Origin of the sequence: Pseudomonas sp. BIOMIG1BAC, assembly GCF_001705995.2 — a bacterium.
GTDB lineage: Bacteria > Pseudomonadota > Gammaproteobacteria > Pseudomonadales > Pseudomonadaceae > Aquipseudomonas > Aquipseudomonas sessilinigenes.
In genome coordinates this window covers 4,763,887-4,781,413 of the sequence record NZ_CP049045.1, presented here as the reverse complement: position 1 = coordinate 4,781,413, position 17,527 = coordinate 4,763,887, and the positions used below count along the sequence as shown (strand labels likewise).

Genomic DNA, 17,527 nt, shown 5'->3' with positions numbered 1-17,527 from the left:
ATGAGGCTGCCGTTTTTGTTGGTGGCGACTGCCTGGCATCAGGCCAGCAGGTCTTCGTAGAAGGCGCCGAAGGGGCGGGTAGGGTGGGCGATCTGGATTTCCAGAATCCACAGCCCCACCTGCGGGCAGTCGGCGAAATTACCCAGGTCTCCGGCGCGATAGATCGCATGGGGAAAATCGCTGACCCGATGGCCCTTGATCTCCAGGTTCAGCACCCAGCCAGCGGCGCGGGCCTGTTCCTCGGCATAGCGGTACAGTTCTGGGCCGGCTACCCGATGGGTTTTCCAATGATCGTAAACCTGGTCGAACAGGCTTTTGGCGCCAGCGGCGCAGGCGTGCATCTCGGCATCGTCACCCACGACGAAGGTGGCTCCACAGTCGCCTTCGTGGCGATCCCAGACGACCCCTAGATCGATGAAGAACAGATCGTTTTCGCCCAGTTGTGGATCGCCTTCGGAACGTTGCTTGAAGGTTTTCAGCGTGTTGCTACCGAAGCGGATCAGTAGCGGGTGCCATATGCGCTCCATGCCCAGGTTCTGCAGGACTTCGAGGCCCATTTCCCTGGCAGCCGACTCGAGCATGCCTGGCTGGATGCGCTTGGCCATCTGTGCGACCGCTTCCCAGGTCATGCGTTTGGCATGGAGCATGCCTTCCAGGCTGTAGGCCAGGCCGACGGCCTCTTTATTGCTCGTGTTCATTGTTCGGGTCTCGATCAGGGTGTGTTTATTATTAATCGCTATATATATTCATATATAACGCCTGCTCGATGGCCGGCGCAATCTTCTGTCTTGGGGGGATCGCCAACTAAACCCCGGTGGCGCATGGCGTCTGTTTCCGCTGCCCGTATAATGTGCGCCTTTGCGTACATCAGCAGGCTGTAAATTCTTGGCAAATATTGATAACGCGGCTGCCGAAATGGCCGCCGCAGGCTTTTCTCGAATCGCTCTGGGTGTTGAATACAAGGGGTCGCGCTACCACGGCTGGCAGCGCCAGTCTTCGGGTGTGGCCAGTGTCCAGGAAACCCTGGAGAAAGCCCTGTCCCGGGTGGCGGATTCCCCCATCCTTCTGTCTTGTGCGGGGCGTACCGATGCCGGTGTGCATGCCTGTGGGCAGGTGGTGCATTTCGATACCCAGGCCATTCGCCCAATGAAGGCCTGGGTCATGGGGGCCAATATCAACTTGCCCCATGACATCAGTGTCGCCTGGGCCCAGGAAATGCCGGCGCACTTTCATGCGCGATTCAAGGCGATTGCCCGGCGCTACCGCTATGTGATCTACAACGACCAGATCCGCCCGGCTCACCTGAATGAGGAAGTCACCTGGAATCATCGCCCGCTGGATATCGAGCGGATGGCCGAGGCAGCGGCATTCCTGGTGGGTACCCATGATTTCAGTGCGTTTCGCGCTGGCCAGTGCCAGGCGAAATCGCCGATCAAGGAGATTCACCACCTGCGTGTTATCCGGCACGGCAAGATGATCGTGCTGGATATTCGTGCCAGTGCGTTTCTTCATCATATGGTGCGCAACATTGCTGGGGTCTTGATGACTATCGGGGCCGGGGAGCGCCCGGTGGAGTGGGCGAGGGAGGTGCTGGAGAGCCGGGCTCGACGCGCTGGTGGCGTTACGGCCCACCCATTTGGCCTGTATCTGGTGCAGGTCGAATACAACGAGGAGTTCCAGTTGCCAGAGCGATACATAGGGCCACACTTCCTCAGCGGGTTCCCGGAACTTGACGGCTGACGCTTGGAAAAGCATTTGCTACCATCCGAAACTTTCTCGGTTTAGCCCAGGGGTTCAAACGATATGCCAGCCGTTCGCAGCAAAATTTGTGGGATTACCCGCATAGAGGATGCGCTGGCAGCCGTGGCGGCAGGGGCTGACGCCATAGGGCTGGTGTTCTATGCCAAGAGCCCGAGAGCGGTGAGCGTGCAACAGGCCCGGGTGATCATCGGCGCCTTGCCACCTTTCGTGACCACTGTCGGGCTGTTCGTCAATGCCAGTCGTTGTGAGCTGGGGGAAATCCTCGATGCCGTGCCGCTGGATCTCTTGCAGTTCCACGGCGATGAGTCGGCAGCCGATTGCGAAGGTTATCACCGTCCTTACATCAAGGCTCTGCGGGTCAAGGCCGGTGACGACATCGCCGCGGCCTGCCTGGCTTATCCGCGTGCCAGTGGCATTCTGCTGGATACCTATGTCGAGGGCGTCCCGGGTGGAACCGGCGAGGCCTTCGACTGGTCTCTGGTTCCTCAGGGGTTGAGCAAGCCGATCATCCTTGCTGGCGGCCTGTCGGCCCAGAATGTTGCGTCGGCGATCGCCCAGGTCCGTCCTTATGCGGTGGACGTCAGTGGAGGGGTGGAACGGAGCAAGGGGATCAAGGATCACGCAAAGATCCAGGCGTTCTTGCAGGCAGTGCGTCACAACAGTGAGCCGATGTGACGGCTGGCAGTCTGCCGCCGTCCATAACTCCACTGTACAAAACAGGTAGGCCCTGCCTTCGGGCGGGGTCGGAATCGAGTGGCAACCGCTCTATTGCAGGTTGCCGGGATGGTTGAGGAAAAGTTCGCTGCGAGCAGGTCGAGCCAGGTGCTGACCGCGGTAGCGAATCGATCGTCGCCGTACACATGAATTTAGCTCAAGGGCATACGCGGGGCCTTGAACCAGAGCGTTCGGGCCGCCGGTACTGGAGAAAGAAAGCATGAGCAACTGGTTAGTAGACAAACTGATCCCTTCGATCATGCGCTCCGAGGTGAAGAAAAGCTCGGTGCCCGAAGGCCTTTGGCACAAGTGCCCATCCTGCGAGGCTGTGCTCTATCGTCCAGAGCTGGAAAAGACCCTGGACGTTTGCCCCAAGTGCAACCACCACATGCGGATTGGCGCGCGTGCGCGCATCGATATCTTCCTTGATGTCGAGGGGCGTACCGAGCTGGGCGCTGACCTGGAGCCGGTCGATCGCTTGAAGTTTCGCGACGGCAAGAAGTACAAGGACCGCCTGAGTGCGGCGCAAAAGCAGACCGGCGAGAAAGACGCCCTGGTCTCCGTGAGCGGTACCTTGCTGGGCATGCCGGTGGTGGTTTCTGCTTTCGAGTTCTCCTTCATGGGTGGCTCCATGGGCGCTATCGTCGGTGAGCGCTTCGTGCGAGCGGCCAACTATGCCCTGGAAAATCGCTGCCCAATGGTGTGCTTCTCCGCCTCCGGTGGCGCGCGGATGCAGGAGGCGCTGATCTCCTTGATGCAGATGGCCAAGACTTCGGCCGTGCTGGCTCGCCTGCGTGAAGAGGGGATTCCCTTCATTTCCGTGCTGACCGATCCGGTCTATGGCGGTGTGTCTGCCAGCCTGGCGATGCTGGGCGATGTGATCGTCGCCGAGCCCAAGGCGCTGGTGGGTTTCGCCGGCCCTCGAGTGATTGAGCAGACCGTGCGCGAGAAGCTGCCTGAAGGCTTCCAGCGCAGTGAGTTCCTGCTGGAGCATGGCGCGATCGACATGATCATTTCCCGCCAGGACCTGCGTCCGCGTCTGGGCAGTTTGTTGGCCCAGCTGATGGGGTTGCCGACGCCTGAGTTCGTGGCGGTGCCTGTCGAGCCGATCGTGGTTCCACCGGCTCCTGCAAACCTATGACCCAGCGCACCCTGGGCGATTGGCTCGCCTACCTCGAGCAGTTGCACCCTTCGGCCATCGACATGGGGCTTGGGCGCTCGCAGCAGGTAGTATCCCGCATGGGGTTGGGCAAGCCGGCGCCCCGGGTGATCACTGTCACCGGTACCAACGGCAAGGGCTCCACCTGCGCTTTTATCGCCTCTTTGTTGCGGGCCCAGGGCTTGCAGGTGGGGGTCTACAGCTCGCCGCACCTGCTGCGTTACAACGAGCGGGTGCAGATCAATGGCGTCGAGGCTAGCGATGAGCAGCTGTGCGAAGCCTTTGCTGCGGTGGAAGCTGGGCGCGGCGATATCTCCCTGACCTATTTCGAGATGGGGACCCTGGCGGCGTTCTGGTTGTTCCAGAATGCGTCCCTGGATGCGGTGGTGCTGGAGGTCGGTCTGGGTGGGCGCCTGGATGCGGTGAACCTGGTGGATGCCGACATCGCCCTGGTAACAAGCATTGGCGTCGACCATGTGGAATACCTTGGAGACACTCGGGAGTCGGTGGCTTTTGAGAAGGCGGGGATCTTCCGTGCTGGTGCACCGGCCTTGTGTGGTGACTTGAATCCACCGCAGCCGTTGTTGGATAAGGCTCGGGAGCTGGGTTGCCCGTTCTTTCTCCGGGGGCGCGATTTCGACCTGGGCCTGACGGATACCCATTGGCAATGGCGGGGCCTGGACGCTCAGGGCAACCAGGTGGAGTTGCAGGACTTGCCGTTGCTGGACTTGCCCATGGAAAACGCAGCCTTGGCTTTGCAGGCCTATCTGCTGACGGGGTTGCCTTGGTCGCCGGAGCGGATTGGCGTTGCTTTGCAGCAGACCCGAGTGACCGGGCGCCTGGATCGCCGCCGTGTGCAGTGGCAAGGGAAGTCCGTCGATTTGCTGCTGGATGTTGGGCATAACCCACACGCTGCGCAGTACTTGGCCGAGCGCCTGGCTCGTCGGCCAGTGGCTGGCAGGCGGTTGGCGGTGTTCGGCTTGCTGGCCGACAAGGACCTGTCGGGTGTGATCGAGTGCTTGGCGTCGTCGGTCCAGCACTGGGCCGTGGCCCCTCTGGATTCGCCGCGAGCCCGTCCGGTGGCTGATCTGCAGGCTGCGCTAGAGAACCTTGGGGCCACGGTGGCGTCTTATGCCAGCGTGGCTGCAGCGTTGGAGGCGCAATGTGCGCAGGCCGATGCCGGTGACGAAATCTTGTTGTTCGGGTCTTTTTATTGTGTTGCCGAGGCGCTCGAGTGGCTTGCCCGGCGCTCCACGGAGGAAGCTGCACATGGCTATGTTGGATAACGTCTACAAGCAGCGCATGGTTGGGGCCCTGGTGCTGGTGGCATTGGCAGTGATCTTCCTGCCAATGCTGTTCTCGCGAGAGGACGAGCAGCGTCATGTCGTGGTCGAGGCGCCAGCCGCGCCACAGCCTTCGGCCATGCCTCAAGTCCAGGTCGAGCCGGTGGTGGTTCCGCAGCCGCAGCCGCTGCCTGAAGGTTCGGTCCCCGCCGATGAGGTGGCGGTACAGCAGCCGGCGCCCTCTACGCCAATCGCACCGAGTGCACCGGTAGTTGCACCAGCTCCGGTGGCGAGCAAGCCAGTGCCCGCGCCGAAACCTGCTCCGACCCCCGCGCCTGCACCTGCGCAGCCGGTGGTAGCAGCCAAGCCCGACACCACTCAAAGTCGGGTCGATGCCAATGGCTTGTCCGTCAGTTGGTCGATTCAGTTGGCCAGCCTGTCGAGCCGGGAGGGTGCAGAAAACCTGCAGAAAACCCTGCGTAGCCAGGGTTATAACGCTTATATCCGCTCTGCCGAGGGCAAGAACCGGGTATTCGTCGGGCCATTGATCGAGCGGGCCGAGGCTGATCGCCTGCGTGACCTATTGGGACGTCAGCAGAACCTCAAGGGGTTCGTGGTGCGTTTCCAGCCCGAGCGTGGTTGAGGCTATCTGCCTGATTTTGAAAGCATAGTGAATCGCAGCTTACCGACAGCCAAGCGCTCTGTTAAAATGCGCCGCCTTATCTGTCTGTAGGCTGCACTGTGCCATTTACCTGGGTCGACTGGGCGATTGTTGCGATAATCGCTATTTCCGCTTTGATCAGCTTGAGCCGCGGTTTCGTCAAAGAAGCCTTGTCGTTGCTCACCTGGATCATCGCAGGAGTCGTCGCCTGGATGTTCGGTGGCTCACTGTCCGAGTACCTCGGCGCCTATATCGAAACTCCTTCGGCTCGCGTGATCGCGGGCTGCGCAATCATGTTTGTCGCCACCTTGCTGGTGGGCGCAATGGTCAATTATCTCATCGGCGAATTGATTCGCGTCACTGGTCTTTCCGGTACCGATCGATTCCTGGGCATGGCCTTCGGCGCGGCCCGTGGCGCGTTGCTGGTGGTTGTTGCGGTCGGGCTTCTGAGTCTCGGGCCGGTACAACAGGATTCCTGGTGGCAACAGTCTCGGCTGGTGCCACAATTTCTATTGGTTGCAGACTGGTCCAAGAACCTGATCCTGGGTTGGAGCAGTCAGTGGCTGGCCAGCGGTATCAGCGTACCCGCTGAAATACCGTTCAAGGAACACCTCTTACCGGCCAAAACGCCTCAGTAAGATGGGTTCAGTTCAGTTTCATTAAGTAGGGGTTGCGTCGCATGTGTGGCATCGTCGGTATCGTCGGTAAGTCGAACGTCAATCAGGCGCTGTATGACGCGCTAACCGTCCTCCAGCACCGCGGCCAGGACGCTGCCGGTATCGTGACCAGTCATGATGGCCGGCTGTTCCTGCGCAAGGACAATGGCCTGGTCCGTGATGTGTTCCAGCAACGGCACATGCAGCGCCTGGTTGGTCACATGGGCATTGGTCATGTGCGTTACCCGACCGCAGGCAGCTCTACCTCTGCCGAGGCCCAGCCGTTCTATGTCAACTCGCCCTACGGCATCACCTTGGCGCACAACGGCAACCTGACCAATGTCGAGCAGTTGGCCAAGGAGATCTACGAGTCCGATCTTCGCCATGTCAACACCAGCTCCGACTCTGAGGTGCTGCTCAACGTGTTCGCTCACGAGCTGGCCCAGCGCGGCAAGCTGCAGCCCACCGAGGAAGATGTGTTTGCCGCGGTGACCGATGTGCACAACCGCTGCGTGGGTGGTTATGCGGTGGTGGCAATGATCACCGGCTACGGCATCGTTGGCTTTCGCGACCCCCATGGCATCCGTCCGATCGTGTTCGGCCAGCGCCATACCGATGAAGGCGTGGAGTACATGATCGCCTCCGAAAGCGTGTCCCTGGATGTGCTGGGCTTCACCCTGATCCGCGATCTGGCGCCGGGCGAGGCGGTCTACATCACCGAGGAAGGCAAGCTCTACACTCGCCAGTGCGCCACCAACCCGCAGCTCACCCCGTGCATCTTCGAGCACGTGTACCTGGCTCGTCCTGATTCGATCATCGACGGCGTCTCGGTCTACAAGGCGCGCCTGCGCATGGGCGAGAAGCTGGCCGAGAAGATCCTGCGCGAGCGCCCCGAGCATGACATCGACGTGGTAATCCCGATCCCGGATACCAGCCGCACCGCGGCCCTGGAATTGGCCAACCACCTGGGGGTCAAGTTCCGCGAAGGTTTTGTGAAGAATCGCTACATCGGCCGGACCTTCATCATGCCGGGCCAGGCGGCGCGCAAGAAGTCCGTACGCCAGAAGCTCAATGCCATCGAGCTGGAGTTCCGCGGCAAGAACGTGATGCTGGTGGACGACTCCATCGTGCGTGGCACCACCTGCAAGCAGATTATCCAGATGGCCCGTGAGGCTGGCGCGAAGAACGTCTACTTCTGCTCCGCGGCCCCAGCCGTGCGTTATCCGAACGTGTACGGTATCGACATGCCGAGCGCCCACGAGCTGATCGCCCACAATCGTTCCACCCAGGACGTGGCCGACCTGATCGGTGCCGACTGGCTGATCTACCAGGACCTGCCGGACCTGATCGAGGCTGTCGGTGGTGGCAAGATCAAAATCGAGAACTTCGATTGCGCGGTCTTCGATGGCAAGTACGTCACCGGCGATGTCGACGAGGCGTATCTGAACAAGATCGAGAACGCCCGCAACGATGCCTCGAAAGCCAAGACCCAGGCAGTCAGTGCGATCATCGATCTGTACAACAACTGATCCAGAGTATTCACGAAGAGATTAGGAGTAGGTGGCATGAGTCAGGATTGGGATGCGGGTCGGCTCGACAGCGACCTTGAAGGTGTAGCGTTCGATACCCTGGCGGTGCGTGCCGGCCAGCACCGCTCGCCGGAGAGCGAGCATGGTGACCCGATGTTCTTCACCTCCAGCTATGTGTTCCGTACGGCCGCCGACGCGGCCGCGCGCTTCGCGGGCGAGGTGCCAGGCAACGTCTATTCGCGCTATACCAATCCCACCGTGCGTTCTTTCGAGGAGCGCATCGCGGCCCTCGAGGGGGCCGAGCAGGCCGTGGCTACGGCCACTGGCATGGCTGCCATTCTTTCCGTGGTCATGAGCCTGTGCAGCGCTGGTGACCATGTACTGGTCTCGCGCAGCGTGTTCGGCTCCACCATCAGTCTGTTCGAAAAGTACTTCAAGCGCTTTGGTGTGCAGGTCGACTACGTGCCTTTGGCAGACCTGTCTGGCTGGGATGCGGCGATCAAGAGCAATACCAAATTGTTGTTCGTCGAGTCGCCATCCAATCCGCTGGCTGAACTGGTGGATATCGCCGCGCTCGCCGAGGTGGCCCACGCCAAGGGGGCGATGCTGGTGGTGGACAACTGTTTCTGCACGCCTGCGTTGCAGCAACCCTTGATGCTTGGGGCTGATGTGGTGGTGCATTCGGCTACGAAGTTCATCGACGGCCAGGGCCGCTGCATGGGCGGTGTTGTCGCTGGTCGCAGTGAACAGATGAAAGAGGTGGTGGGTTTTCTGCGTACGGCAGGGCCGACCCTGAGTCCCTTCAATGCTTGGGTCTTTCTCAAGGGGTTGGAGACTCTCAGTTTGCGTATGCGTGCCCATTGTGCCAATGCCTTGGCCCTGGCGCAGTGGCTGGAGCAGCAGCCTGGCGTGGAGAAAGTGCATTACGCAGGGCTTGCCAGTCATCCGCAGCATGAATTGGCCAAGCGCCAGCAGCGCGGTTTCGGTGCCGTGGTGAGCTTCGAGGTCAAGGGAGGCAAGGAGGGGGCGTGGCGCTTCATCGATGCTACTCGCTTGGTCTCCATCACCGCCAACCTGGGTGATAGCAAGACCACCATTACCCATCCGAGTACTACTTCCCATGGGCGCCTGGCGCCTCAGGAGCGTGAGGCTGCGGGCATTCGCGATAGCTTGATCCGTATTGCCGTTGGCCTGGAAGACGTTGCCGACCTGCAGGCCGACCTGGCTCGCGGCCTGGCTGCCTTGTGATCGAGTTGTCAGCACCCCAGGGGGGCGGCAACGGTCGCGTCGCACTGGTTACCGGTGCGGCCCGTGGGATTGGCCTGGGTATCGCGACCTGGCTGCTGTGTGATGGCTGGCAGGTGGTCCTTGCCGATCTTGATCGAGAGCGCGGTCCAAAAGTGGCACAGGTACTGGGCGAAAATGCCTTGTTCATTGCCATGGATGTCGCCGACGAAGAGCAGGTGGCCGAGGGGGTTGCCGAGGTTTTGGGGCGTTTCGGGCGCCTGGATGCCCTGGTGTGTAATGCCGCTATGGCTGATCCGCACAACATGACCCTGGAAAGCCTGGACCTGGGGCATTGGAATCGCGTGTTGGCGGTGAATCTTGGCGGGCCGATGCTGCTGGCCAAGCACTGTGCGCCTTATCTTCGAGCCCATGGTGGTGTGATCGTCAACCTGGCTTCCACCCGTGCCCGTCAATCCGAGTCGGATTGCGAGGCCTACGCGGCGAGCAAGGGCGGCTTGCTGGCCTTGACCCATGCCTTGGCTGTCAGCCTGGGGCCTGAGATCCGTGTCAATGCGGTGAGCCCGGGCTGGATCGATGCCCGTGATCCAGCAGTGCGGCGCCTGGAGCCATTGTCGGAGGCCGATCATGCCCAGCACCCGGCTGGTAGGGTCGGGACCGTGGAGGATGTGGCGGCGATGGTGGCTTGGCTGTTGTCGCGTAATTCAGGGTTCGTCACCGGCCAGGAATTCGTGGTGGACGGTGGTATGTCCAAGAAGATGATTTACCAGGGCTGAAGTTTTCTGCAGGTAAGCAGGTTGGAGCGGTGATGCCTTGGCGCACCGTTCGCGTTTTTCCTTGGGCATGCAGCTTGGTGCTTGAAGTTGTTTTTTGAAAAAACTTCAATCCTGCTATTGACTTAGCTTCGATACGTGCGTAAATTTCGCGGCCTCAGCGAAGCAAAGGGTGATTAGCTCAGCCGGGAGAGCATCTGCCTTACAAGCAGAGGGTCGGCGGTTCGATCCCGTCATCACCCACCACTTCCTGAGTACCTTTCGAAAGAAAGGCGGAAGCTTCCAAGGAAGCCTCCAACCGACGCGCAGCGGTAGTTCAGTCGGTTAGAATACCGGCCTGTCACGCCGGGGGTCGCGGGTTCGAGTCCCGTCCGCTGCGCCATATTTTCCAGATCAGGTTCGCCTGGTTTGAGATCGAAAACCTTAGGGTCTCGGTCAGATGATTTAAAAGTTTCACCTGGATGTAAGTCCAAGCGATACGCAGCGGTAGTTCAGTCGGTTAGAATACCGGCCTGTCACGCCGGGGGTCGCGGGTTCGAGTCCCGTCCGCTGCGCCATATATGCCTCAAGGACCACTGAACGCCTTGATGCAACGAAACAGCAAAGACCCTGGTCGCAAGACCGGGGTTTTTGTTTTTCGCCTCTGTAGTTTCTATCGTTATGGTTTGCCCACAAAAAAACCGCCTGGCTGGCGGTTTTTTTGTGGGTGAAGAACAGCCTCGTCAGAAACCGAGCTTGTCCCGCAGGCTGTAGTACCAGGCTCCCAGGGCGCTGAATGGGACGCGTAGTGCGTGCCCGCCAGGGAAGGGGTAGTGAGGCAGGTTGGCGAAGGCGTCAAAGCGCTCTGCCTGGCCTCTCAGGGCCTCTGCCAGGACCTTGCCGGCCAGGTGGGTATAGGTCACGCCATGGCCGCTGCAGCCCTGGGAGTAGTAGATGTTGTCTCCCAGGCGACCAACTTGCGGCAGGCGCGAGAGGGTCAGCAGGAAGTTGCCGGTCCAGGCATAGTCGATCTTCACATCCTTGAGCTGCGGGAAGGACTTGAGCATCTTCGGGCGGATGATCGCCTCGATGTTCGCTGGGTCCCGGGCGCCATACACCACGCCGCCGCCGAAGATCAGGCGCTTGTCGCCGGAGAGGCGATAGTAATCGAGCAGGTAATTGCAGTCCTCGACGCAATAGTCCTGAGGCAGCAGGCTGGCTGCCAGTTCGTCGCCCAGGGGCTCGGTGGTGACCACCTGGGTGCCGCAAGGCATGGACTTGGCTGCGAGCTCCGGAATCAGGTTGCCCAGGTAGGCATTGCCAGCAACGATCACGAACTTGGCGCGGACCCTGCCCTGGGGGGTGTGCACCACGGGAGAGGCTCCACGCTCGATGCGCACGGCAGGGGATTGTTCGTGGATGATGCCGCCCAGGGACTCGACGGCGGCCGCTTCGCCCAAAGCCAGGTTCAGCGGATGGATGTGGCCGCCGCTCATATCGAGCATGCCGCCCTGGTACTGGTCACTGGCCACGACTTCGCGAATCCGGCGCTCATCCAGCAGTTCCAGTTGAGTGTGGCCGTAACGCTCCCACAGGCGCTTCTGTGACTCCAGGTGAGCCATCTGCTTGCCAGTCAGGGCTGCGAACACGCCGCCGTCTTTCAGGTCGCACTGGATCTTGTGCTTGGCGATGCGTTCGCGAATGATCTTGCCCCCCTCGAACGCCATCTGCCCCAGCAGTTGCGCTTGCTTGGGGGCGACGCTGCGCTCGATCACATCGATGTCGCGGCTGTAGCTGTTGACGATCTGTCCGCCGTTGCGCCCGGAAGCGCCGAAGCCGACCCTGGCGGCCTCCAGTACCGTGACGCGAAAGCCGTTCTCCAGGAGGAAGAGGGCGCTGGACAGGCCGGTGTAACCCGCACCGATCACGCAGACGTCGGTTTCCATCTCGCCTTGCAGTTGGGGGCGTTCCGGGGCGGCGTTGGCTGAAGCGGCGTAATAGGACTGTGGGTATGGAATGTGCGCCATCCTGCGACCTCTTGTGTTTAATATATTTTACGAGTGCGGCGATGCTACCTGAGTTGCAAATGGGCTGCCAGAGCAGGCGAAAAACTTCTTCACCCCTCGGGAATTAAAAAATTCGCATATTCATAGGCTTAGCTGAAAAAAAGGTGTTGACACCCCTCCGGAATTCCGTAGAATGCCGCCTCACAGCAGGCACGTAGCTCAGTTGGTTAGAGCACCACCTTGACATGGTGGGGGTCGTTGGTTCGAGTCCAATCGCGCCTACCAAACAAAATCCGCTCTGCTGGGCGGTCTAAAAAGGGTTCACCGAAAGGTGAGCCCTTTTTTGTTGTCTGCGGTTTTCAAAGCTTCTGCAAAGCTTCTGCAAAGCTTCTGCAAAGCTTCTGCAAAGCTTCTGCAAAACTTTTGCAAGACTCCCATCTCAGAACGCCAGCTCGGCGCACGCCTCCAGGTGCTCGATCTTCTTTTCGCTGTGCCCCACTTGATAGTGCGTTGTCATTTTCTCGTCCGCGTGTCCTGTGAGAGTCTGAGCATATTCCTGGGGTAGATTTTGTTGCTTGTGCAGCAATGCTCCTAGGCACAGATCTCATGAAGAGTTGGGCTCGTTGGCTGGAGCGCGCTCATGGGCGTACACAGCGTTCCAGGTCTTGCTGAGCTTTCAGGTGATGGGGTCGTGTGTAGCTGATGTCCAATGATTCTTGACATCGATCGTTCCAAGGCTGTGAGCCTTTGGCCTGTAGTGCCGCGTGGCGACGCCAGTGGCGACCTCAAGCGTTTCCCGACCGCCCTGCGCAGCGTCTGTAGTGATTTTTAGGTGCGCAGGTTGTTCATCATCCAGTGTCTTTTCTGGTGAGGCGGTAGGTGTATTTTTCTCTATATCGACAGCTGGCTTTAGCGGGACACTGTGTTGTACCGACGCTAAAGGCTGGCCGGGGCGGGCGTATAGCACGCTTCTGCCAGGTTGACGTGGGCGCGGCCTCAATAATCAATCTTGTCCGTTGAGCGTATGGCGTCGATGCTTTTTCTCTACTTCCCGCTTAGCCGGCGTGAGCTCTGTATTGTTGTGTTCGGCCAATCCCTTGGCAGCAGCACGTGAGAAAGTCTGCTCCCCCCGTCCTGGATCCTGCCATTAGCGTTCGAGCTTGAACTTTATTTGTTCCGGGAGGGGTGCTGCCTGATCCGGCAGGCATTTCTCTTCGAGCGCGTCAGAAGGTTGCTCACGATAAGTAGTCGAGCGCTAGTAGGGACCGCCAGTGTTGCGTCGTTGGCGACGATCGCGTCAGCGAATGTTGGGGTGGCGAGCCTGGTCAGTTTGATTGCTTTTTCCAGGAAGGGAGATGTTGATGATTACGACAGTGGTCGAAGTCCAAGGTGTTGATGCGAGAGCGGGCGCCGTCATCGCCGTTCAGGGCGTCGCGCTCCTTGTCGTTCATGAAGGAATTGGCGTCGCTCGGGCGATCGGGGGAGGTGCGCCATTGCAGCCATGGTATAGAAGAGCATTGAAATGCTTGGGGCGCTTTCCATCGTCCTCCGTTGCCCAGGCTGAGTGCTGTCGAGCAAGTCGGATGTATCAAGGCGCAGGGTGTGGTAGCGAGCGGCGAGGCCTGCCTCAGGCGCGGGGTGTTATTTCACTCGCGTCAGGGCTTGCAGCATGGCTGTTGTCAGCTGCTTTGCCATTCTCGCGGGCATCAAGGCGCGAGTAGTCGTTGAGCTATTGGTGTGTATCGCAGTTTGAAGGCTGAATAGATATCAGTCGCGGGCTATATGGCGGTTCAAGAGATACCCCAATACATTGGTCATTACTTGATGCATCGGTAGAGCTAGGTTTGACTCCATCAATTATATGATGAGCAGGCGTCCGCCAGCCCAGTCGAGAAAAACTTAACGTCGTGTCCGGGGGTTTAGTTGACAGCTAAAAGCCTGAAATTGAATGGTGGTTGCTCTAGGGGGTAAATAGATATCTGGCATCCGGAGGGGAGGGGCTCCGGATCGCCAGGTATTTGCTTCTCTATCTTGATGAGGTGGGCATCATTGGTGGGTGGGTTTGCTAAGTGCTGCTCTTCGGCGGGACTGGATAGTATTGCGAGTCAGTGCAGCAAGCATGCCCAACATAAGGCCGCCAGTAAGGCTAAGGGTTATTATGAGTGCTTTCTTGGGTTTTGCTGGCGCTCGAGGCTGTAGTGCGCGGCGGTCTATGGTCACTAGTTTCAGTGTGCTCATGTCGATGTTCAGATTGCTCAATCTGGTCTTTTCGGCGCGTAGGGTTTCTATATTCTGCAGGAATATATCTTCGTTTACGCGCTTGTTCATCGTTTCGACTTCTCGGTTGGCTTCCAGCAGTTTCAACTCTTTGGCAATTTCAGCTACGCGCTCGTTGGTGAAGTCATCATTTTTACGCTTCTGCAGTGTATTGCGCTCTGCTTCAAGCGCTTCGGTTCCCATGAAGTACAGCGGGATGGCTTGGTTGTTGACTTCTGTTCGCATGACCTGATTTGGCCTGCTGTCGGCGGTAGCCATGCTGGATGGGGTAGTGGGGGTCCTGATTCCCATTGACTTTGCTATGGAGATGGCTTCGCCCAGTTCTGCGATTCTATTAGCGCGAACTTTGTTCATCTGGAGTCGTAGGCCAGCTAATTCATCTTGCAGCTGGGCTCGTTTTATCTTATCGGCCTCCAGTAACTTGGCAATTCTCCATTCCTTGTCGATTTCATAGTTTGAGCGAGCGACATCAATCTTGCCTTGAAGTTCTGTTAGGCGGTTGTTGATGATAACTTTCAGGTCGGCGGCAATTTGTGCTCGCTCTAATCCTATAGCATGGTCAACAAGACCATTCAGGATTGCGGTGCCATTGGTGCCCTCAGGGTACTGCATGTTTAACTGTATGTAGCTGCTGAGATCGACTTTCTTGGGGTCTGGGATTACGAGGCTAAGAGAGTTATTGTTGAACTCCTCAAATCCTTGTTCCAAACTTTGCCCCGGTTTTTTGAAGGCTTCGAATAATCCCGGGTTGGCTCTGAAGAAGCTTAATCGGGCGTCATAGGAGTCTATTCTTGCGCCTACTTTATTTAGTGCTTCTGCCGGTGGTAGCGTATAAATTTCTGAGCGGTTCAGTGCGTCGAGTTCGTTAATCGCGGCGGGTCGTAGTACGCTGCTGACCTGGTACTCGCGAGGTGCTAAAAACGCATAGCTGGTACCGATTAATCCAGCTAGAAGGGTGACGCTGATTGCAGTCGTGCGCTGTCGCCAGATTGAGCTGAATAATTCGAGCAAATCAATTTCTTCTGTAGAAGTTTGTAGATGAGGCTGGGAGTGCATGTTCAAAAAAGTATGTGCCTTATTTCTTGATAGACTAAAAATACTATTGTGAATGACTCTGATGCCTGATGAGCTCGTTAGACAGCAGCAAGCTTTGTCCGTTCATGAGAGTTCTCACATTTTTCATGCGCGCCCAGATTGGTGAAGTCTCAAATGTTGTTCAAAACAGCCTAAAGTTTAGCTTTTTATTGAGTAAAAGGCTGACTGAGTCTGGTGAGCATAATTCTGGCAGGTTGCTAAATTAATTTGAAAATAAAATTCATGCAAGTATTTATTTTTTCGATAAAAGTCAGAAGTCATCTTGTTCTCGTAAGGAGGTCGAGCTAGCAGATATTGACTCCAGACAGCATAAATAACTGGTGCCAGGAGTATTCACAGTCCAGCATAGACCATGTTTTTCCTGGTGTGCCCAATCGTGGGCTGATGGAGCGGCGCAGCTGCTTTTATGATCGCTGCCAAGCATCCTTCGGCACGTCCGCAGCCTCTCTGTTGGAGGGCGGGGAGTTGGCCACCAAGCAACCCCCCCGTGTGAGGAGCTTACTCCTGGGAGGTAAAGGTCATGCCACTGAAGGTGCGCACCGGATTACCGCGTTCTACTTGGTGGTGGGCGTAGCGGCGATCCTGGCGCAGTTGTTCCTGGTCTTGCTGTTGCCGGGCTTCCAGGCGCTGCTGGATCAACAAGCGCGCCAGGCGTTTGTTGTCATGCTGGCTGCGCTCGGATTGCACCTTCACGCTGATACCGGTAGCCAGGTGTGTGGCACGCACGGCGGAGTCCGTGGTGTTCACATGCTGGCCGCCGGGACCTGAGGCGCGCATGGCTTCGAAGCGGATCTCGCTCTCCTGGGCGCCCTGGGGCGGGCTGAACAGCTGGCCGGCGAAATACCAGTTCTTGCGCTTGTGGCCGGGCCGCGAAGGGCTCTTGCAGCTCCAGAGCAGGGTGCCGGTCCAGCGCTGGGCCAGCTCCTCGGCCTGCTCGCCGTCGAGGCTGGTCAGGACCGACTTGCAGTGGTTGCCGCCATGGCCGGCAATCTGTTCCACGATGCTGATGCGAACGCCCAGGGTTTCGGCCTCGCGGTACAGTTGGCGCAAGGCTTTGGTGACTGCAATTTCGCATTCGACCGGTCCTTGGGCCGAGGATAGTTGTAGCAACAACATCAGCAGCACCCCCGGCGCTTGTAGGTCAGTACCGGCTTGAGTCGGGCGATGATCTTCACCAGCCCGGCATCACGCAGGCTGCCCACTACGCTGTCGATGCTCTTGTAGGCTTCGGGGGCCTCCTCGTACATCAAGCCGCGGTCTTCGCAGATCACCCGGCTGCCCAGTTGGGTGCGCTTGAGCTGTTCGAAGCTGAAGCGCGCATCCAGGCGGCCCTTGCAGTCGCTGCGCAGCCATTTGCGTCCAGCCCCGTGGGCCAGGGAATAGAGGCTGGCGGTGGCCGGGACGGGTTGCACCAGGTAGCTGTAGTCGCCCCGAGAGCCCGGGATGACCACCGGTCCCACGTCCGAAGGCGTGGCCCCTTTGCGATGCAGCCAGCCACTGATTCCTTCGACGTTGGCCGGCGATACCAGGTTGTGGTTGATGTCCAGTACGGCATGTCCCTTGGCCCGCAGGTTGCAAAGCAGCCGCTCGGCGATCAACCGGCGATTGGCCTCGGCGAAGCGCAAGGCCTCATTGTGTTGCTGCAGATACTGGGCGCCGGCGACGCTGTCGACCTCCAGGGGCTGATGCCCGTGCTGGTCCACGTGGCGGCGCAGGATGGCTTCCCCCAGGCCTCGGGAGCCGCTGTGCACCAGCAGGAGCAGGGCCTTGGGATTTAACTCCAGCGCTTGCAGGGCCTCGGTGTCGTACACCTGGTCGAGCTGTTGCAGCTCGGCGAAGTGGTTGCCACCCCCAATGGTGCCTAGGGAGTGCTCGTGGCCGGTCACCGGCAGGCCCAGTTGCTCACGTTCTTCATCCCACTGCTCATCCAGCGGAAGGTCGATGTTGCCGATCTTCTTTTCCAGCTTGTCGAGGTTCGGGCGAATGCTGGAAATATCGGTTTGCCACAGCGCCATGCCGCAGCCGATGTCGTTGCCCACCAGGGCTGGGTAGATCACCTGGGTGGAGAAAAATGCCGCGCCTACCGGGTAGCCCCGGCCGGGATGCAAGTCAGGCATGCCGACGACCTGGCGCATGCCGGGCAGTTGGGCGGTGGTGTGCAGTTGCTGGAGCGCTTTGTCTTCGATCCAGGTGGTGTCGGACGCGATCAGAGAGACGCCGTTCGACAAATGACGGATGCAAGTGTCCATGTCCAATTCCTGATTGGAAAAAAATATTCAGGTAATGGCAGGACGAAGCGGGATTAAGCGAAGGCGCTAACGAATAGCGGATGCAGCGTTTAAACCAGGCACGTCCTGCAAGGGGTGATCAGCTGTTCCATGATGAGTCT

General features: G+C 58.9%; 14 protein-coding genes and 4 tRNA genes. 13 read left to right on the top strand and 5 right to left on the bottom strand.

The window, feature by feature from the left end; translation table 11 throughout:
- Positions 1–38: 38 nt before the first annotated feature.
- Positions 39–698 (bottom strand): M24 family metallopeptidase, encoded by a 660-nt coding sequence (locus ATY02_RS22215; RefSeq protein WP_068585803.1) that lies wholly within the window; start codon positions 696–698, stop codon positions 39–41.
- A 217-nt stretch (positions 699–915) separates the two neighbouring features.
- On the opposite strand from ATY02_RS22215, the gene truA reads away from it, so the two are divergent.
- From truA to ATY02_RS22155, 12 genes are all read left to right on the top strand, one after another.
- Positions 916–1,740 carry a tRNA pseudouridine(38-40) synthase TruA gene (gene truA, locus ATY02_RS22210; RefSeq protein WP_068585806.1) on the top strand — a complete coding sequence of 275 codons (825 nt, stop codon included), beginning with the start codon at positions 916–918 and terminating at the stop codon, positions 1,738–1,740.
- A gap of 63 nt (positions 1,741–1,803) precedes the next feature.
- Complete coding sequence (locus tag ATY02_RS22205) at positions 1,804–2,436, top strand: phosphoribosylanthranilate isomerase (protein ID WP_068585809.1); 633 nt, start codon at positions 1,804–1,806, stop codon at positions 2,434–2,436.
- 259 nt (positions 2,437–2,695) lie between these two features.
- Positions 2,696–3,616: an acetyl-CoA carboxylase, carboxyltransferase subunit beta gene (accD, locus tag ATY02_RS22200; protein WP_068585812.1), complete on the top strand. Its 921-nt coding sequence runs from the start codon at positions 2,696–2,698 to the stop codon at positions 3,614–3,616.
- On the top strand, positions 3,613–4,920 hold the full coding sequence (gene folC / locus ATY02_RS22195) for a bifunctional tetrahydrofolate synthase/dihydrofolate synthase (protein WP_068585816.1): 1,308 nt from the start codon (positions 3,613–3,615) through the stop codon (positions 4,918–4,920). The genes accD and folC overlap by 4 nt, the downstream gene beginning before the upstream one ends.
- Positions 4,904–5,560: an SPOR domain-containing protein gene (locus ATY02_RS22190; protein ID WP_068585819.1), complete on the top strand. Its 657-nt coding sequence runs from the start codon at positions 4,904–4,906 to the stop codon at positions 5,558–5,560. Before folC ends, ATY02_RS22190 begins: the two co-directional genes overlap by 17 nt.
- A 98-nt stretch (positions 5,561–5,658) precedes the next feature.
- Positions 5,659–6,216, top strand: coding sequence for a CvpA family protein (locus ATY02_RS22185; protein ID WP_068585822.1), 558 nt, complete (start codon positions 5,659–5,661; stop codon positions 6,214–6,216).
- A gap of 41 nt (positions 6,217–6,257) precedes the next feature.
- Positions 6,258–7,763 (top strand): amidophosphoribosyltransferase, encoded by a 1,506-nt coding sequence (gene purF, locus ATY02_RS22180; protein ID WP_068585825.1) that lies wholly within the window; start codon positions 6,258–6,260, stop codon positions 7,761–7,763.
- 36 nt (positions 7,764–7,799) lie between these two features.
- Complete coding sequence (locus tag ATY02_RS22175) at positions 7,800–9,011, top strand: O-succinylhomoserine sulfhydrylase (RefSeq protein ID WP_068585828.1); 1,212 nt, start codon at positions 7,800–7,802, stop codon at positions 9,009–9,011.
- Positions 9,008–9,784, top strand: a complete 777-nt coding sequence (locus ATY02_RS22170; RefSeq protein WP_068585831.1) for an SDR family oxidoreductase — start codon at positions 9,008–9,010, stop codon at positions 9,782–9,784. The genes ATY02_RS22175 and ATY02_RS22170 overlap by 4 nt, the downstream gene beginning before the upstream one ends.
- Positions 9,785–9,951: 167 nt before the next feature.
- A tRNA-Val gene (locus ATY02_RS22165) sits at positions 9,952–10,027 on the top strand.
- Between the two features lie 59 nt (positions 10,028–10,086).
- Positions 10,087–10,163, top strand: a tRNA-Asp gene (locus ATY02_RS22160).
- Between the two features lie 98 nt (positions 10,164–10,261).
- A tRNA-Asp gene (locus ATY02_RS22155) sits at positions 10,262–10,338 on the top strand.
- A 165-nt stretch (positions 10,339–10,503) separates the two neighbouring features.
- Here the strand turns inward: ATY02_RS22155 and ATY02_RS22150 are convergent.
- Entirely contained in the window at positions 10,504–11,787 is a 1,284-nt protein-coding gene (locus tag ATY02_RS22150) for an NAD(P)/FAD-dependent oxidoreductase (protein WP_068585722.1), read from the bottom strand.
- Positions 11,788–11,974: 187 nt separating this feature from the next.
- Here ATY02_RS22150 and ATY02_RS22145 point away from each other — a divergent pair.
- Positions 11,975–12,051 (top strand) — tRNA-Val (locus ATY02_RS22145).
- Between the two features lie 1,761 nt (positions 12,052–13,812).
- Here ATY02_RS22145 and ATY02_RS22140 read toward each other — a convergent pair.
- From ATY02_RS22140 to ATY02_RS22130, 3 genes are all read right to left on the bottom strand, one after another.
- Positions 13,813–15,099 (bottom strand): Wzz/FepE/Etk N-terminal domain-containing protein, encoded by a 1,287-nt coding sequence (locus ATY02_RS22140; protein ID WP_068585726.1) that lies wholly within the window; start codon positions 15,097–15,099, stop codon positions 13,813–13,815.
- A 537-nt stretch (positions 15,100–15,636) separates the two neighbouring features.
- Positions 15,637–16,254 carry a peptide chain release factor H gene (gene prfH, locus ATY02_RS22135; protein WP_068585797.1) on the bottom strand — a complete coding sequence of 206 codons (618 nt, stop codon included), beginning with the start codon at positions 16,252–16,254 and terminating at the stop codon, positions 15,637–15,639.
- Complete coding sequence (locus tag ATY02_RS22130; protein WP_068585729.1) at positions 16,254–17,387, bottom strand: RNA ligase RtcB family protein; 1,134 nt, start codon at positions 17,385–17,387, stop codon at positions 16,254–16,256. The genes prfH and ATY02_RS22130 overlap by 1 nt, the downstream gene beginning before the upstream one ends.
- Positions 17,388–17,527: the final 140 nt, after the last annotated feature.

Bases quoted from the DNA above. Each gene is read 5' to 3' on its own strand.
- ATY02_RS22175 (WP_068585828.1), top strand. From the start codon at position 7,800: ATGAGTCAGGATTGGGATGCGGGTCGGCTCGACAGCGACCTTGAAGGT.
- truA (WP_068585806.1), top strand. From the start codon at position 916: ATGGCCGCCGCAGGCTTTTCTCGAATCGCTCTGGGTGTTGAATACAAG.
- accD (WP_068585812.1), top strand. From the start codon at position 2,696: ATGAGCAACTGGTTAGTAGACAAACTGATCCCTTCGATCATGCGCTCC.
- ATY02_RS22190 (WP_068585819.1), top strand. From the start codon at position 4,904: ATGGCTATGTTGGATAACGTCTACAAGCAGCGCATGGTTGGGGCCCTG.
- ATY02_RS22130 (WP_068585729.1), bottom strand. From the start codon at position 17,387: ATGGACACTTGCATCCGTCATTTGTCGAACGGCGTCTCTCTGATCGCG.
- ATY02_RS22205 (WP_068585809.1), top strand. From the start codon at position 1,804: ATGCCAGCCGTTCGCAGCAAAATTTGTGGGATTACCCGCATAGAGGAT.
- ATY02_RS22215 (WP_068585803.1), bottom strand. From the start codon at position 698: ATGAACACGAGCAATAAAGAGGCCGTCGGCCTGGCCTACAGCCTGGAA.
- ATY02_RS22140 (WP_068585726.1), bottom strand. From the start codon at position 15,099: ATGCACTCCCAGCCTCATCTACAAACTTCTACAGAAGAAATTGATTTG.
- prfH (WP_068585797.1), bottom strand. From the start codon at position 16,254: ATGTTGTTGCTACAACTATCCTCGGCCCAAGGACCGGTCGAATGCGAA.
- purF (WP_068585825.1), top strand. From the start codon at position 6,258: ATGTGTGGCATCGTCGGTATCGTCGGTAAGTCGAACGTCAATCAGGCG.
- ATY02_RS22150 (WP_068585722.1), bottom strand. From the start codon at position 11,787: ATGGCGCACATTCCATACCCACAGTCCTATTACGCCGCTTCAGCCAAC.
- folC (WP_068585816.1), top strand. From the start codon at position 3,613: ATGACCCAGCGCACCCTGGGCGATTGGCTCGCCTACCTCGAGCAGTTG.